Below are 17,044 nucleotides of genomic sequence, written 5' to 3' on the forward strand. Positions count from 1 at the left end.
GTCCCCCTCCTCAAATCTGAAACTGTGCCGTGGACTGCTGCAGGTTGCCGGCCAGATCGGCAAGTTTGCGGCTGGCCTCCGCGACCTCGTCCATCGAAGCAGACTGTTCTTCCGTCGCAGCCGACACGGACTCCGTTTCCGCTGCGACATCCTTGCCGGACGCATTGATCCCTTCCATAACGGCAACCATCTGATCCGCTTTTTCCACCGAAGCATGCGCCGCGTTCAGAATATCCTCCGAATGCTGCGTCAGCGAAACAACCGCCTCGTTGATTTTCTCAAAGGCCTGTCCGGCCTCCGTCATAACGGCACTGCCGCTCTTCACATCCTTCGTTCCCTGCTTCATGCGGGCCACAGCCTGATCAGTGTCCTGCTGGATGCTGGCAATCAGCGCGGCGATCTGCGAAGCGGCATTGCCGGATTCCTCCGCGAGCTTGCGCACTTCCTCCGCGACCACGGAGAACCCGCGCCCTGCGTCACCGGCGCGCGCTGCTTCGATGGCGGCATTGAGCGCCAAAAGATTCGTCTGATCAGCAATGCCGGAAATCGTATCGCTGATCTGGCCGATCTCCTTCGAACGGCGGGCCAGCTTCTCAATGACCGCCGCGGATTCATTGACCGAATCCGCAATCTGTCCCATCTGCGCGACCGCGCCGTCGATCGACTTCTTGCCGTCAACAGCGATCGTTTCGACATGATGCGCCGCCGTCGATGAAGCCTTCGCCTTATCGGCAAATCCGTTCAGATCCTCGGCCATAGTCCGGATGCTGCGTGTCGATTCGCTGACCGAATCGCCCTGCTGGCTGGTTGAAGCCGCCACATTGCCAATCGACACAGCGACCTGCTGCGTCGCCTGCGCGGATTGATTGGCATTTTCCGTCAGCTGGGCGGCAAAGCTCGACACCTGCTCTGCCGTCGTCTTGATATTTTTGATCAGCCCGTGAAGATTCTCCACCGTATCGCGGTAAGCCGCAGTAAGCTGACCGATCTCATCCTGCGTCTTCGGCTCTACCTCGACCCGGAGATTGCCCTGTGCGACCTCACGGGAAACCTCCATCAGATAGCCGACGGACGAACCGATCGATCCGGCCAGATAACGGGCCATACCAAGAGAAAGGAGCAGCACGAACAGGATGGAGCCCATCAGCAGATACTTCGTCCGCTGATACTCCGCCGCGGCGTTCACATTCTCACGATGGATGAAATCCTTGCGATTATCCATCAGGGTACTCAGCTTTGTATCGATCGAATGATAAGCGCCTGCGTTTTTCTGCAGGCGGCTGATCGCCGCATCGCGCTGATGCGTGCGGGCCAGCGCGATCACTTCCTCCGTTTCCCTGCGGTACTGCGCCCATTCCTCACGAAGCGTCCGGAACGTATCGGCGGCATCGCCGGACATACTCGGCTCAATCGCATCCAATTTGATATCCATCTGATCCCCGATCTTCTTCGTCTCCAGGATCGCACGGACGCGCTCCGGCACCGTCGTCGCCGTCACCGCAGCATATTCCCCCTGCCGGTAAGACGCCAGCGCGCTGTGACTGTCGGCTACCGTCAGAATCCCCTGCAAATGTCCGGTGGCAATGCGCATCGTCGTATCATTGACCTGACTCAGACTATAGGCGGAATACACCCCGTTCCCCACAAAAAACAAAATCAGTATCCCGAAAATCAGATACAGTTTCTGCCGAATTGTCAACTTATCCATTCTGCTGACACTCCTTTCTCATCCTTCCCAGCTGCCCCGCTGCGGCCCTTCCTTTTCCTTTTCTTCTTGTATACATATCTTTTGTATAACATGATATATCATTTAAGATACCATTTCAATTTCTTTTCATGATTTCCTGCATATTTTATCTGTTTTTAATTTCTTTCTCATGAAATCCATCAGGAAACACAAGAGAGGCCAAACAGGCGGACAATCCAACGGGATTTCTCCGCCTTTCCCCATTCTCCGCACAAAGAAAGGACTGCGCCGGGAATCGCCCGGCAGCAGCCCTCAGCGCCGGATCAGCGCGCACTGTTCACGGCTTTGACATTATCGATGTAGAAATGAGAATCCACGGGATCCTCACCGATGGTATTGCAATAGAACGCGACATGCTGGATGTGCGCCGGATTGAACTGGCCGCCGTTCTTGCCCTGGAACCGGCTGAACGGAATCGTCACAAGCTGCGGCGCCGTTGTCCCGGCAAGATCGGTAAGGTTGACCTCGAAATCCTCACCGTCTGTGTTGATCTGGATCAGGAAACGCTGCCCCCTGCCGTCCGGCTTCAGCCAGAACTGCACGGCATCATAAGATGACCAATCCGCACCCATGCTTTTGATGACACCGGCCCAGCCACCCTTCACCAGCTTGTAGTGGAAGTCCAGTCCATGGCCCTCGCCCTGACGCTCGTCCGGCTTCACCGTCAGCGCCGGCATGATGCTGCAGCCCGGGCCGCAGTTTGTGGAATACGCCCCCTTGAGCATTTCATTGTCCCCGTAATAGCTTTCGAAGGTATCGACTTCCTCTGCCGGCGCTTTGACGAACGGCATATTGAAAAAGACCTTCAGCCGGTCCGCCGGCCTGCCGTCCTGCAGAACCTCCACCGTGCCGACCGTCTGTCCTATGCGATTCAGCAAATCTTTTGTGATCGCAGCCTGATAGATTCCGGGCGAAACGTTCTGCGCCGGAAGTTCTGCCACGAGTTCGCCTTTTGCGCCGCGCAGAGCAAACCGGATTTCCTTGTACGTTCCGGCCGCTTTGGCCCGAATCTCAGCCGGCTCGCAGACACGCGAATTGGAACTTGGCGTCAGGATATACGCATACGCCTTCTGCACCGGGGCGCCGCTCACTTTCCATTTCGTATAGTCGATCATCTGACCGGCAAAAACCGAACGCGGATCGTTGTAGAACCGCGTAAAGCCATCGGCCATCTCGTGACCGCGCTTCTTGTCCACCATATAGGGCTGATCGAATACATCGGCATTGAAATTCGACCAGGTCGAAAAATACGACATCTTATGCCGGGAGAGCACATCCAGCGCCTCCAGGAACCAGTCTTTGCGCTGGGCGCCGGTCCGCCCCAGCGTATCCTTTCCGCAGAGGATTCCTGCTTCGGGAACTGTCGTCAGCTTATTGTGATGTTCGGCAAACGACTGCACAATATCCATGTTCTGACTGAACGAATCCATCCATCCGTCCTTTTTCTGCGGCTTTTCCTGATACATATCGAAGCCGGGAATATCGACGAAGGCATCGCCTGGATAACGGGTCATATAATCATCCTCATCGACAAACGGCCCGTTCGGCGAGTAAACATACAGGAAGTTGTGGACGCCGCGCACATCGCGCAGATATTCTTCCGTATAGCGGAAAAGATTTTTAAACTCGCTCGCGGAACAATGTGCCGCGCCCCACCAGAACCAGCTTCCGTTGTTTTCATGGTACGGGCGGAACAGCACGGGGATCCCCTGTTTCTGCAGCGCCAGTCCGTAATCGGCGATTTTATCCAGATAGCCGGTGAACACCTCATTCAGATCGCCGCCCGGCATGACGCGGCGCACGACATCGCCTGCCGTGACCACCGACGTAAAGCCGCTGTAATCATAGCCGTCCGCCGTCTTTCCCTTTTCCGCCACCTGGGCAAAATTTGGCATGTGCGCGGAAAGGCTCACAATAGCGCCCTTCCGGTGCACACGAACCGAAAGCTCCACCGCGCGCTGAATCGCAGCCTTTCCCGTGACAGCCGGCAGTGCGCCGGGCGCCGGCTCATGATTCTGATATTCGGTATTGCTCCCGGCGAGCGTCATCGCATCGATCGGCATAACCGCCGGATAATCCCGGACAAGGCCGTATGTATCGGAATCCCCCGGCCCGGCATGCATCAACAGATCATTCATATGTCCATAAAGCACATAGTCCGTATCGGCCATCGCTTTCATATACGCATAAAGCTTCGCGGCGTTATCTATGGCTGCCGGATCGGTGAGCTGCACGACAGACGGGATCTTCAGCGCCTTTTCCTTTACCTTTTCCTGCTTCACCGGCCAAACGGTACGAACCACATAACCGTCGTCAAAATCCAGACAAATGTTATCCACATAGAGCGGGCCCTTGTAATCCGTACTGCTGCCGACCAGACTCAGGTTCAGCAGCGACGCCTGAATATCCGCCGGATCAAACGGTACGCTCACATGAACCTTTTTCAGCCCGTCACCGGCGTCCACAGCTCCAGCCCGCTCGATCTCAAGAAACGACTGAACCTCATGACCGCCTTCATCCTTCATGTACACCTTCGTCTTCAGCGTTCCCTTGCTCAGTTGCGCCGGCTGATAGTATAAGTCATAGCTCAGCCGGTTATACCCCTTGAGCGCCATCGGCTTTTCTTTGGTCACTGCCGCATCGCCCAGCTTAACCTCGCTCCAGTCCTTATCCGCGGTCGGGCTGAAATCCACATCAACCCGGATCGCGCCCTTTCCTACGGATTTATCGTACTGTACTGCTGGCTTTCCCTTGTAGGCCCATTTCCCCACATAGCCCCAATCCTGCGCCCCCTGAGCAAACTCCCAGGTCTGGCGAACCGCCGGCTGCGCCGCACCAGCCTCAATGACGCCTGCCGCCGGCAGCAACAGCGACAGCGACAACGTCATCGGAATCACCCGCTGAAGTAACTTTTTGTTCATCTATAGCCCTTCTTTCTGCATTTCTTTTTTCTTCTCATGCTATATTCATTATAGGTCGAATTATCCGTATATTCAATACAAAATTAATAATATTTTATTTTATATTTTGTTATGTCTTTTATTGACCTGCCACCGGACTTATGCTATAATACAAATCGATGAGGGTTTTATACTCTCCCTTACACCTAAGCACCTGATCCCTTGTTTACTAGGATTGCTTAGCATACTTCCCTTTACAGGCCCTGATTCTCCCCGTGTCAGGGTCTCTTCCCTTTTCTAATAGTTAACTTAATCAACATATAATCCTATCTCTATGGTATTTTAAACTTCGTCCCGTATACTATGAACTGTAATCAGGAACGATCTGATCACACAATGTAAATTCTTCTTCCCCAGAAGAATTTACATACATTCGATTCCTAAATCTCTAATTCTCTCAGAAAAAAGGACATGTCTCCACAACATGTCCTTTTTTCGTGTCTTGATTCAACCAAAAATCAGGGGGGGGAGTCTAAAACTCCCCCCTGATTTTTGGTTTCATTTTATTCGATTGCCTGCAACCGCCTGCCTCAGAGGTATTCCTCAAATCGATCCCGGTCGGTTACCTGAATCGTCCGCCCCTCTACGCGCAGGATGCCGTCCCGCTGCATGGCGCTCAGTTCACGGGACAGCGAGGGACGCGTCACGGCCAGATAAGCGGCCAGAAACTCCCGGCTGAACGGCAGCTTCGTCTCCGCGGACCGATCCATGTTCTGAAACAGGAAGCGCACAATTTTCTCCCGCAGAGAGCCGCTGGCCATGACCTTGATCTTATTGTGCATAAAATAGGCCTTGCGGGCAAAGATGCGCATGAGATTCCGCTGAACCATCAAGGCGCTGCGCGTGATCTTCCCGCCCGCGTCCAGCGAGAACAGACGGGAGGACAGTTCCAGAATCTGCGTCGTTTTGGCGGCCTGCACATACATATCGTACGGCTGTTTCAGCACCTCGTAGACTTCGCCGAACATGTCGCCCGGCTCATCGATCGCCGAAAGGAAGATCTGCCTTCCCGAAAAGGTGTCCTTGAGAATATGTACCTCGCCGGACAGCAGGATATAAAGCGAGTGCGGCGTTTCGCCATCATGAAAAATAATGCTGCCCTTCTCGTACTTCCTCTGCCGCACCTGACTGGAATCCAGCAGCTCGCCGACCATATCCTCATCCATGCCCGCAGCCAGCGAGCAGTGCTGCAGGATATTTACCAGATTCGCACGTTCCTTATCCATCGGATCATTCCTGCACGAGGATCGTTTCGATCTCGGCGATATACATCGTATGATAATCTCCCTGATACCATTTTTCATCGCAGGCTTTATCGATGAAGCACTCCGGCTTCATTTCCTGAGCGTAAAGCTTGCGGCAGAGCATGGTGACACGGGCTTCATCAAAATATGTCCGGCCCCGGTCATGCTTTACCGTCAGGCCGGATTTTTTGATCTTATCCTCGTCCCGTCCGGAAACCGTGCCGAAATAATTCATCATCTTGCGGCGTTCCTCCGGAAATACCGACAGAGTCAGTCCATCCGCCTTATCGATAAATTCCTTGGTATAGCGCGTCGGGCGGATAAACAGGAACGCCACCGGTTTTCCCCAGAGAATCCCCATTCCGCCCCAGGATGCCGTCATTGCGTTGGAGTGTCCGTCGGCCTCTCCCGTAACCAGCAGCCACTCCTTGCCGATTACCTGAAATACGCTTTCCCGAAATTCCTCCGGTTTGATTTCCTTTTGTGCCATGATTCTTTCCTCCACTTATCCACCAATTGATGAAGCAAAATCCACAAAATATAGATGTTATCCACAGTTTTGCCGTGGATATCCCCCATATTTTGTGGATAACTTGCTTATTTTTCCGGGTTCCCGTCCTTTTTCAGCGCGTCATCGAGCGTATGCCATGCCAGAACGGCGCATTTCACCCGGGCCGGCATGTGCGATACGTTCCGCAGAGCCAGCGCCTCGTCGAGATCCTCCAGCTCCTCGTCGTCCGTGATTTCGCCCTTGATCATCGCGATGAATTTCCGGGCCAGATCGCGGGCTTCTTCGATGGACTTGCCGCGGATGAGCTCGATCATAATATCTGTGCTGGCCTGAGAAATCGCGCAGCCGACGCCGGTAAAGGACGCGTCCTTTACCATGCCGCCTTCGACCTGCAGCTCCAACGTGATCTCATCGCCGCAGCTCGGATTGTGTCCCTTGAGCGCACAGGTCGCGCACGAAAGATGATGTTTATGATCGGGATTGCGGCTGTGCTCCCCGAGCACCTCGGTATAGACATCGTCAAGCGCCATAGCCAAGAACCCCCCTTACCTTTTTCAGGGCATCGACCCAGCGGTCGACATCCTCACGCGTGTTGTAAAGATAGAAGCTCGCCCGGCAGCTGGCGTTCTGCCCGAGATACCGGTGAAGCGGCTGGGCGCAGTGATGGCCGGCCCGTATCGCCACGCCGTAGCTGTCCAGAATCGTCGCTACATCATGCGGATGAACATCCTTGACGTTGAAGGCAATAATGCCGGTTTTATTGTCCCGGTGGCTATCGCAGCCATAAAGCTCGATATAAGGAAGCTCCCGCAGCTGGGACAGCGCGTACTCCGTCAGATCGCGCTCGATGGATTCAATCCGGTCAAACGTGATCGTTTCAAGATAATCGATCGCCGCCGTCAGCCCCGCGGCGCCGCCGACATTCTGCGTGCCGGCCTCGAACTTCGACGGGACCTCGGCATACGTCGTCTCCTGCTCCTGCACATACTCGATCATGTCGCCGCCCATGAGGAACGGAGGCATATCATCCAGCAGCTCATAGCGCCCGTAAAGAACGCCGATCCCCATCGGCGACAACATCTTGTGCCCGGAGAACGCAAAGAAATCGCAGCCCAGATCCTGCACGTCCACGGCCATGTGCGCCACGCTCTGCGAGCCGTCCACCACGCATACCGCACCGACACTGTGCGCTTTCTCAGCAATGGCCTTCACATCATTTTTCAGCCCGAGCACGTTGGAAACCTGCGTCACGGAAACGATCTTCGTGCGCTCCGTGATCTTCGTCGCGATATCCTCCTCCGAGAGATTGCCGTCCTCCGAGAGATAAATGTACTTGAGCGCAGCGCCCCGGCTCTTAGCCACGAACTGCCACGGAACCAGATTGCTGTGATGCTCGGAAACCGTGATGACGATCTCATCGCCGGGTCCGACATGATGCAGCCCGTAGCTGTAAGCGACGAGATTCAGCGCCTCCGTCGCGTTTTTCGTAAAGACGATTTCCTCCGGCCGCGCCGCCCCGATAAACTTTGCCGTGCGGGCGCGCGCCGTTTCGTAAATGTCCGTCGCCTTGACCGACAGGGCATACGCGCCGCGGTGCGGATTGGCGTTGCATCCGCCGTAATACCCGCAGATGGACTGGATCACCTGCTCCGGCTTCTGCGTGGTCGCGCCGTTGTCCAGATAAGCGATCGTTTTGTCCTCCATCTTCCGGTTCAGCAGGGGAAAATCCCTGAGAAAGTCCTGTGCCTCAGCCATTGGAAAGCCTCCCCTTCAAATAAGCATCGATTTCATCCCGCAGCCCTGCGTCCGGGATGCGGTCCAGCACCGGCTGGAACGACGCCTCTACCACCAGCCGCTGTGCATCGGCCAGATCCAGGCCGCGGCTCATCAAATAAAACAGCTTGTCCTCATCCATCTTGCCGACGCTGACGGCATGATGCCCGTCGACGTCGTCCTCATGGGACAGCATGATCGGCACACTGCGATTGCGGACCTCCGGCGAAAGCAGGACGACTTCCTCATTCTCGCGGCCGACCGACCCTTTCGAGCCCTCGATAAAGTCCAGCGTCCCGCGGAATTTCTTCTCGCTCTTCCCGAGCAGCGCCCCGCGCACCTGCATGTTCGCATCGGTGCGCTTTCCGCCCTGACGAATGACATAATTCAAATCGACGAGGCGCTCGCCGTCGCCGAAATAAAGGCCCCAGATCTCCCCTTTGCTGTCGTCGCCGGCCATATCGACCGTCAGCTCCGCCGCGGTATGACTCGCGCCGGCCTCCACCGTCGTATAGCGGAACATCGCACCCTTGCCGACGTAGACCCTGACGCGGCTTGTACCCGCCTCATCGGCCGGCAGCAGCTGGACGTTGACCAGATGCAGCTCGGCACCGTCCGCGATATGAACCTGAACCTCCTGCGCGCCGCCCTCGCGCCGCGTCAAAATAACCTGATCGCTTTTTCCCGCCTCGACGAGAATCTGTTCCTTTTTTCTATTCTCACTGAGACGCTCCGGCACGCGGGCTTCGTTGACACCCAGCCAGCGCCACGTCCGCATCGGAATCTCAGAAAATATATCCTGTTGCATCATATTCCTCCCTAAAACCTTCCCCGCAAAGAAGGCACCGGACACTCCGGACCGATGAATATCTTTTCCGCCGGAAAAGACTCAGCCCATCGTTCCTTCCAGCTCGATATTGACCAGATTATTCATTTCCAACGCATATTCCAGCGGGAGTTCCTTGGCGATCGGTTCGACAAAGCCTCGCACGATCATCGCCCGGGCCTCCTCCTCATCGATGCCGCGGCTCGTGAGATAGAAAATCGCCTCATCGCTGATCCGGCCGATCCGCGCCTCATGACCGATATCGGCCTCATCGCCCTCGATGTCCATGACCGGCAAGGTATCGCTGCGCGAAAGATTGTCCAGCATCAGCGACTCGCAGTTGACGGAGCATTTGGCATGATCCGCCCGGCGGGTCACCTTGACCGCACTGCGGTACGTCGCCTTGCCGCCGGACTTCGATATGGTCCGCGTATTGATATTGGCCGACGTATGCGGCGCGGCATGAATGACGCTGGCTCCCGTATCCAGATGTTGTCCCTTCGACGCGAAGGTAACGCCCGTAAATTCGCAGCGGGCATTCTCGCCATGCAGGATGCTGCAGGGATAAAGACAGGAAATATGCGAACCAAACGATCCCGAAACCCATTCGATGATTCCGTCCTTCTCCACGAGAGCACGCTTCGTATTGAGGTTCATCATATTGCGCGACCAGTTCTCAATCGTCGAATAGCGCAGGCGCGCACCCTCCTTGACGAACAGCTCGACGCAGCCGGCATGAAGATTCGTCACATTATATTTCGGCGCCGAACAGCCCTCGATAAAATGCAGGCTCGCCCCCGGCTCCACGATAATCAGGGTATGCTCGAACTGCCCCGCCCCGGCCGCATTGAGCCGGAAATAACTCTGCAGCGGCATCTCGACCTGAACGCCGGCCGGCACATAAACGAACGAGCCGCCGGACCACACCGCACCGTGCAGCGCCGCGAACTTGTGATCCTTGGGCGGGACAAGCGTCATGAAATACTCGCGCACCAGATCCTCATGCTCCCGCAGCGCAGACTCCATATCCGTATAAATGACGCCCTGCCGCACCATATCCTCCTGAATGCTGTGGTAAACCACCTCGGAGTCATACTGTGCGCCGACGCCGCCGAGCGACGTCTTTTCCGCCTCGGGAATGCCAAGGCGGTCAAAGGTATCTTTGATATCCTCCGGCACTTCCTTCCAGTTCCCCGTCATGCGGGCATCCGGCTGAACATAGGTAACAATATCATCCATATTGAGCTCGGAAAGATCCGGCCCCCAGGTCGGCAGCGCCAGAGAATGATACACCTCCAGCGACTTCAGCCGGAACTCCAGCATCCACTCGGGATCCTTCTTGCGCCGGGAAATATCCCGCACCACTTCCTCCGTCAGTCCGCTGCGGGACTTATACGCGGAATGGTCTTCGTTCCGGATATCGTAAAGCGTGCGTTCAATATCCTCAACATAGGTTTTCTTTTTCTCTGCCATAAGAACCGCCTCACTTTGCCGCATTCTGCGCGTCGAGAATATGCGTGAACCCGCGGCGGTTAATCTCATCGATCAGCTCTGCGCCGCCCTCTTCGACAATGCGTCCGTCCATGAGAACGTGCACCCGGTCGACCTTGAGCTTCTCCAAAATGCGCGTATTATGCGTAATGATAAGACAGCTGTTCTCCTCATTGTGGAACCGGGCCACGCCCTCCGACACAATCTGAACCGCATCGACATCCAGCCCCGAATCCGTCTCATCGAGCAGGGCGAGCTTCGGCTGCAGCATCAGCAGCTGAAGAATCTCATTGCGCTTTTTCTCACCGCCGGAAAAACCGACGTTCATATAACGCTGAGCATACTCCGGCTTCATCTTCAGCTCCTGCATCGTCGCCTTCAATTCCTTGCGGAACGGCAAAATCTTAACCTTCTGCCCCGTGATCGTCTGACGCGCCGTGCGGATCATATTCTCGACCGTGATCCCCGGAATCTCCTCCGGCGTCTGAAACGAAAGGAACAGCCCCCTGCGGGCGCGCTCAAACGTCTTGAGCTCCTTCATATCCTCTCCAGCAAACTGCATCTCCTCGCTCGTAACCGTATACTTCGGATGTCCCATAATGACATTCATCAACGTGGACTTGCCGGACCCGTTCGGTCCGAGAATAACATGGACTTCCCCCTTATTCACCAAGAGGTTCAGTCCCTTCAAAATCTCCTTGCCCTCAACACCGGCATGGAGATCACGGATTTCCAAAAGCTTCTCTGCCATACGATAAAACGCTCCTTTATATACACAACATACACAGGATAAACAGTATCTCTTTAATCCTTACTAAAATACTCGGGATTGATGTTTTCATTGTATGTTGTTTCTTAAAAAATGTCAATAGCCAATCCCACAAAGGGAATGGAGCGGATGTAGCGTTAGGAAACGAGTAAGAATGACGACAGGGATTCTGTTGAACTGGATTTGACGACGATGGTGTAGTATAATTATTACTGTCATAATAGTTTTGTCAGTATTTTAGATCTTCCATAAATACCGGGAATCCTCGTATAATGATCTTATAGTACATGCGAGGAGGCCTGCTTATGAGTGAATTGGATTGCTTGGAATGTTTATCCAATCGCATAAGAACAAACTTTGATTTTCGAAATTATGGACATGCACTGGAAATTCTCACCGAAGCATTTCCTGAAGAATGGTCCGAGCTGCAGGATGCTTTAGAAGCATTTTCCATATCTGTGGACGAGCTAAAAAAGCCGGGGGGAAATGAGAGCCCCATCCCTTTAAAGTTCGATCGCGTTTTATATCCGAAAGGATGGCGCGAAATTCGTATCTCAGGGGATTTGACCATCTTCAAATATCCGCGGGCTGCAAACAAAAAGCGTGGCCATTTTCAAGACTTGCCTGATGACCAAATAGAAATAAAAGGGTATATTGATGGACATAACATTGATTTCTTAAAGAAAAAGGTAGCATTTGATCTTGAGTGGAATAGCAAAGACCAGACTTTTGACCGCGATCTCCTTGCCATGAGAACTTATTTTGATTGTGGGATTATAGACGTTGGTGTTATTGTTACAAGGTCGACAGAACTTCATGATGTTTTCAAAAAGATAACGGATGATAAGGGAAAGCCGATCTTGCAAAAATACGGAGCATCTACGACACATATGGATAAGTTGATATATCGCTTAGATTCGCGTCGCAATGGTGGGTGTCCTATCTTGGCAGTTGGCATCAAGAAAGGATGTATAACAGGTGTTAACGAATAGCCTTAAGGCAGTAAGCCTTGAGAGTACAATTAAAAATTTCAAAAATTTCACAGCAGGGAAAAAATATCGCACAATTTATGCAGATCCGCCGTGGCAATTTCAAAATAGAACGGGCAAGGTTGCTCCTGAGCATAAGCGTCTTAGCCGATACCCTACCATGAAGCTGGATGATATAAAGTCACTTCCAGTTGCCGATGTCGCCGATGAAAAATGCCATCTGTACCTATGGGTTCCCAATGCCCTTTTACCGGAGGGAATAGAAGTGCTTCGCGCTTGGGGATTTGAGTATAAGACAAATTTGATTTGGGAAAAAGTGCGGCAAGACGGTGGGCCAGATGGACGAGGTGTCGGCTTTTACTTCAGAAATGTAACGGAAATTCTTCTGTTTGGTATCACAGGGACAAACAATAGGACGTTACAGCCTGCAAGATCACAAGTGAACTTGTTGCGGACGCGCAAACGGGAACATTCGAGGAAACCGGATGAATTCGTAGATTTGATTGAGAGCTGTTCGTCAGGCCCTTATCTTGAGATGTTTGCGCGCGGCGATCGAGAAGGCTGGGATATGTGGGGAAATCAGGCTGAGTACGATTATGAGCCAACATGGAATACCTACGCAAACCATACCGTAGCTGGTGGAGTGCATGAATAGAGATGGAGAGATCGAAAAGCTACAAGCTCGTATTCGATACCTGGAAAATCAATTGCAAGCAAGGCATGGCGGAAGAAAGCCGACTTTATCGGATGATGATGTAACGAAAATTTTGCAGATGTATTTATCATCAGAAACGCCAACTGCTACGGTCCGGGAGATTTCCCACAAATACCAAATGTCAGAACGAACGATATGGAGGATCATAAAAAAATCTAAATAACATGCTGCTTTTATCGGACCTGCAGGTTTACCATACATATTAAGAAATCAAAGGACGCGGTTTCTGCCGTATGGGCAGTGGACGACATAGACCGGGCAGCCACAGAAAACCTGTCGCTATGATGCCGTATACGATCAGCGGCCGCTTTGTGCTCTCCTTCAAAGGGAGCAGAAAGCGGCCGCTTTTTTGTAATGTTCTCTTTTATTCTTTATTCCGTTTTTTCCGTCCGACGGCACCATGCGGCGTCGATGAGCAGCAGGAGCGCTACAGCGAAGAACATCTGGCGTATGCCGAACACGGCGGCGAGATGACCGCCGAAAAAGGCGCCGGAAAACATGCCGATGAACTGGGCCGACTGATTGAATCCGTAAATTTGTCCAAGGCAGTCAGGCGGCGTCAGCTGACGGATCAGGCTGTTGACCGACGGCATGAGTCCGGCGATGGCGATGCCATGCAGGAACCGCAGCAGCGCAAGCTGCCACGGCGCAGTGACGAGGCCCTGCGGGATGGAAACGAGCCCGGCCAGCAGCAGACAGGCGGTCAGGACGTTCTGCGCCCCGATGCGGTCCGATATATGCCCCAGCCGGGAGGCGGTCAGCATACTGGCAAAGCCGGCGCTTGAAAATACAGCGCCGGAAATCACGGCGAGGTGCTCTGTGTCCGGCGCCAGTTCGCTGACGTAGACCGTCAGAATGGGCTGAATGCAGGTCAGGGAAAAGTGCAGGACAAGCGTGGTCAGGAAAAGCCCGACGACCGCCCGGCGGTGCGGCAGGGCAGAAAAAACGTCCCGCAGCCCGGCCGGCGTTCCCGCCGCAGCGGTCCGGCGCGTCTCACGGACCTGAGTCAGAGCGAGAAATCCCAGCAGGCAAAGGGACCCCATCAGCAGAAAGCTGTGCCGGATGCCGATAAGCTCGGAAATCATGCCGCCAATCAGCGGCCCAAGCAGACCTCCTGTGACCTGCGCGGTGAAGAACATGCCCATCGCCCAGCCCGAATGTTCCCGGGGCGTTTCCTGCGCGATAAGCGGCACCACGGCGGCCTGAAAGCCGGACAGGCAGCCCTGCAGCAGGCGAAGAACGACGAGATGCCAGACCGACTGGGCAAACGACATGCCGATCATGATGAGCCCCAGCCAGCCGGAGGCGCGCAGGATCATCGGCTTGCGGCCGTACCGGTCGGCCAGTTTTCCCCAAATCGGCGAAAAAACGGCCAGACTGATGAAATTGCAGCCAAAGACAATGCCCGCCCAGCGCGCGACATCCCCGCTGTCCGCGACGCCAAGCTCCGCGATATAAAGCGGCAGAATCGGCGCCATCTGGCTCATGCCCGCCGAAACGATAAACGAGGCCAGACAACAGATATACAGATTGCGTTTCCATATTTCCATCGTACTTCTCTTACTTCCTTCCCTTTTCCTCTGCGTCTCCGTGGTATATAATGGAAGTCAGTTTATTCATTTTGTCGGGAGGTTGTTTCCATGAAAGATCTGCTTGATGTCCATATGCATACCATCGCAAGCGTACATGCCTACAGCACATTGCGCGAGATGATTACCGCCGGCCGGGAAAAAGGGCTGAAGCTGGTCGGTATCGCCGACCATGCGCCGTCCATGCCGGGCGCGTTCCATGAGTTTTATTTCTGCAATTTCAAGGTGATCCGCCCCGAAGCCTACGGCATCGATGTCGTCATGGGCGCTGAGCTGAATATTCTGGACTACTGCGGCTCCGTCGATTTGAAAGAGCATCTGCTTTCCCGCCTCGACTATGCCATCGCGAGCCTCCACGATCCCTGTATCCGTCCGGGCACACGGGAGCAGAACACCGCTGCGCTCATCGGCGCGATGCGCCATCCGAAGGTCCGGATCATCGGCCATCCGGACAATCCGCTGTACCCGGTGGATTTCGATGCGCTCGCGGAGGCGGCCAGCCGGCGCCACGTCCTGCTCGAATGCAACAACAGCTCCTATACGCCGGGCGGAAGCCGCACCGGATCCCGCGAGCTGGCCGGTGAGCTGCTGGCCGCCTGCCGGAAGCACCATGCCATGGTCATCATGGGCAGCGACGCGCATATCGATCTCGATGTCGGAAACCATCAGTTTGCACAGGAGATTCTCGCGCAGAATGAATTCCCCGAAGAGCTTGTCATCAATGGCGATCCCGAAAGATTCCGCGCCTGGATCCGGGACTGATTCTCAAGCCCGCTCCTGCAGGAAGCGCGAAAATTCCCTTTCGGGCATCGGCTTCCCATAAAAGAACCCTTGTCCGCAATGACAGCCGCAGTTCAGGAGCAGTTTCTCCTGCTCCGCTGTTTCGATTCCCTCGCAGATCACGCGCATCCCGAGATCATGGCCCATGCGGATGGTATTGGTCAGCACGGACTGCATGCGGGCCGAATCCTCGGATGCGACAAGCAGCGTCCGGTCGAGCTTCATGACGTCCAGCGGCAGGGTATTGAGCAGCGACAGATCGGAATACCCCGAGCCGAAATCATCCAGCGAGATCCGGAAACCCATTTCCTTGAGCGTGCGGATCACATCGACGGCAGCCGCCCGCTGGCTGCTGCTCTCAAAGTCAAAGGCCGTTTCCGTCAGTTCCAGCTCGATCCCGTCGATCGTGCCGAACTGGCGGACCAGCCGCTTCATCTTGTTCAGATAGTTCTGCTCCTGAATGTGCAGGCGGGACTGGTTGACGGAGATCGGCACGACCGGCAGGCCGGCCTGCCGGCGATCCCGCTGATAGCGGAATACCTCATCCAGAATATAGAAGTCCAGCTGCGTGACGAAGCCGGTGCGCTCGAAAATACCGATAAACTGGCCCGGCATCAGAAAGCCAAGCTCCGGACTGTCCCAGCGGACCAGCGCTTCCGCTCCGATATAACGATGGCTGGCCAGATCGTACTTCGGCTGATACCAGACCTGAAATTCGTGATTGTCGAGGCCGCGGCGCATGCAGTTTTCCACCTGCGTGGCGAACCGGCGGCGCTCGATGATTTTGTCATCGTAAAACCGTATGCCGTCCGATACCTGCATCGCCAGCGTAGCCTGCAGGATGACCCGCTTCGCATCGGGACGCGGCACGCCCTTGAAGGTGCTGATGCCCGCGATCAGCGGCATGCGCAGGTTCATGTCGCCCACATCCATGTATTCCAGCCCGAGCATCGCGGTCTGCACCGAGAGTCGGAGCTGTCTCACAGACATCGGCCGCGTAAAGACGATCACTTGTCCCGACCCGGAACGCACGCCGACAGCCTGAATCCATTTTTCCCGCTGCAGAGAGATGCCGAGCCGCTTCATCATTTCATTGATGATGTCCTGACCATACGTGCTGGCCAAAACATCAACCTGCCGGACCTGAAAGACGACGATAGCCGCGTCGGAAGCGTCTTCCTTTTGCTTGTCCATCCGTTCCAGACGATGATCGATCTCATGTTCCAGCCAAATGCGGTTATGCAGTCCGGAGCTGGCGTCGCGGTAGAGCATCCATGTCAGCTTCTCCGCATAGCTGCGGCGCATAGACAGAATACGCAGACAGACGGCCAGGGCAATAAACAACAGAATAACGATTTCGACATGGGCATAACTGTACATCTGTATTCCTCCGGACCCGAAAATCACAAAAAATGTTACACTTCACCTCTACTATTATAATATACTAAAATGCCTTTTGTCGACATCAGATTGACGATCTCTCCGCTTTTCTTTATAATAATAACGCTTGAATTTCATGGAGAAATCTTTGACAATTCCAGCGGCGGGGTATAAAGTAAGACTTATTCAGGGCTTTAGGGGCGTTGATTTCCCGCCTGCAGAGACGGACGTCTCAGCGCCCCTTAGCATCGGATAAAAGTTTCCCATAAC

General features: G+C 54.5%; 14 protein-coding genes. 3 read left to right on the forward strand and 11 right to left on the reverse strand.

Annotated features, from left to right (window positions below):
- Positions 1–10: 10 nt before the first annotated feature.
- The 9 genes from FYJ78_RS04970 to sufC all read right to left on the reverse strand — a co-directional run bounded on the left by FYJ78_RS04970 (position 11) and on the right by sufC (position 11,303).
- Complete coding sequence (locus FYJ78_RS04970) at positions 11–1,708, reverse strand: methyl-accepting chemotaxis protein (RefSeq protein ID WP_154620302.1); 1,698 nt, start codon at positions 1,706–1,708, stop codon at positions 11–13.
- A gap of 302 nt (positions 1,709–2,010) precedes the next feature.
- On the reverse strand, positions 2,011–4,668 hold the full coding sequence (locus FYJ78_RS04975; RefSeq protein ID WP_154620303.1) for a glycosyl hydrolase: 2,658 nt from the start codon (positions 4,666–4,668) through the stop codon (positions 2,011–2,013).
- 569 nt (positions 4,669–5,237) lie between these two features.
- Positions 5,238–5,933 carry a Crp/Fnr family transcriptional regulator gene (locus FYJ78_RS04980; protein WP_154620304.1) on the reverse strand — a complete coding sequence of 232 codons (696 nt, stop codon included), beginning with the start codon at positions 5,931–5,933 and terminating at the stop codon, positions 5,238–5,240.
- Between the two features lie 4 nt (positions 5,934–5,937).
- Positions 5,938–6,441: a flavin reductase family protein gene (locus FYJ78_RS04985; protein WP_154620305.1), complete on the reverse strand. Its 504-nt coding sequence runs from the start codon at positions 6,439–6,441 to the stop codon at positions 5,938–5,940.
- Between the two features lie 107 nt (positions 6,442–6,548).
- The gene (gene sufU / locus FYJ78_RS04990) at positions 6,549–6,992 is read right to left on the reverse strand and encodes a Fe-S cluster assembly sulfur transfer protein SufU (RefSeq protein WP_154620306.1); all 444 of its coding nucleotides are present in this window, start codon (positions 6,990–6,992) and stop codon (positions 6,549–6,551) included.
- Complete coding sequence (locus tag FYJ78_RS04995) at positions 6,982–8,217, reverse strand: cysteine desulfurase (RefSeq protein WP_154620307.1); 1,236 nt, start codon at positions 8,215–8,217, stop codon at positions 6,982–6,984. Before FYJ78_RS04995 ends, sufU begins: the two co-directional genes overlap by 11 nt.
- Positions 8,210–9,046: a SufD family Fe-S cluster assembly protein gene (locus FYJ78_RS05000; RefSeq protein ID WP_154620308.1), complete on the reverse strand. Its 837-nt coding sequence runs from the start codon at positions 9,044–9,046 to the stop codon at positions 8,210–8,212. The genes FYJ78_RS04995 and FYJ78_RS05000 overlap by 8 nt, the downstream gene beginning before the upstream one ends.
- A gap of 78 nt (positions 9,047–9,124) precedes the next feature.
- Positions 9,125–10,534: a Fe-S cluster assembly protein SufB gene (sufB, locus tag FYJ78_RS05005; RefSeq protein WP_154620309.1), complete on the reverse strand. Its 1,410-nt coding sequence runs from the start codon at positions 10,532–10,534 to the stop codon at positions 9,125–9,127.
- Between the two features lie 10 nt (positions 10,535–10,544).
- Positions 10,545–11,303 carry a Fe-S cluster assembly ATPase SufC gene (gene sufC, locus FYJ78_RS05010; protein ID WP_154620310.1) on the reverse strand — a complete coding sequence of 253 codons (759 nt, stop codon included), beginning with the start codon at positions 11,301–11,303 and terminating at the stop codon, positions 10,545–10,547.
- A gap of 323 nt (positions 11,304–11,626) precedes the next feature.
- On the opposite strand from sufC, the gene FYJ78_RS05015 reads away from it, so the two are divergent.
- Positions 11,627–12,313, forward strand: coding sequence for a BglII/BstYI family type II restriction endonuclease (locus FYJ78_RS05015; RefSeq protein ID WP_195847872.1), 687 nt, complete (start codon positions 11,627–11,629; stop codon positions 12,311–12,313).
- Positions 12,300–12,965: an MT-A70 family methyltransferase gene (locus tag FYJ78_RS05020; RefSeq protein WP_206671371.1), complete on the forward strand. Its 666-nt coding sequence runs from the start codon at positions 12,300–12,302 to the stop codon at positions 12,963–12,965. The genes FYJ78_RS05015 and FYJ78_RS05020 overlap by 14 nt, the downstream gene beginning before the upstream one ends.
- 431 nt (positions 12,966–13,396) lie before the next feature.
- Here the strand turns inward: FYJ78_RS05020 and FYJ78_RS05030 are convergent, their stop codons facing one another.
- Positions 13,397–14,575, reverse strand: a complete 1,179-nt coding sequence (locus FYJ78_RS05030) for an MFS transporter (RefSeq protein ID WP_154620312.1) — start codon at positions 14,573–14,575, stop codon at positions 13,397–13,399.
- A gap of 90 nt (positions 14,576–14,665) precedes the next feature.
- Between FYJ78_RS05030 and FYJ78_RS05035 the strand changes: the two genes are divergently transcribed.
- A complete protein-coding gene (locus FYJ78_RS05035; protein ID WP_154620313.1) occupies positions 14,666–15,376 on the forward strand; it encodes a phosphatase in 711 nt (236 codons plus the stop codon).
- A gap of 3 nt (positions 15,377–15,379) precedes the next feature.
- Here FYJ78_RS05035 and FYJ78_RS05040 read toward each other — a convergent pair whose 3' ends face one another.
- Positions 15,380–16,774, reverse strand: a complete 1,395-nt coding sequence (locus tag FYJ78_RS05040; protein ID WP_154620314.1) for an EAL domain-containing protein — start codon at positions 16,772–16,774, stop codon at positions 15,380–15,382.
- Positions 16,775–17,044: the final 270 nt, after the last annotated feature.

The sequence above is a fragment of the Wylensekiella montiformis genome (genome assembly GCF_009697385.1).
GTDB lineage: Bacteria > Bacillota > Negativicutes > Selenomonadales > Selenomonadaceae > Selenomonas_A > Selenomonas_A montiformis.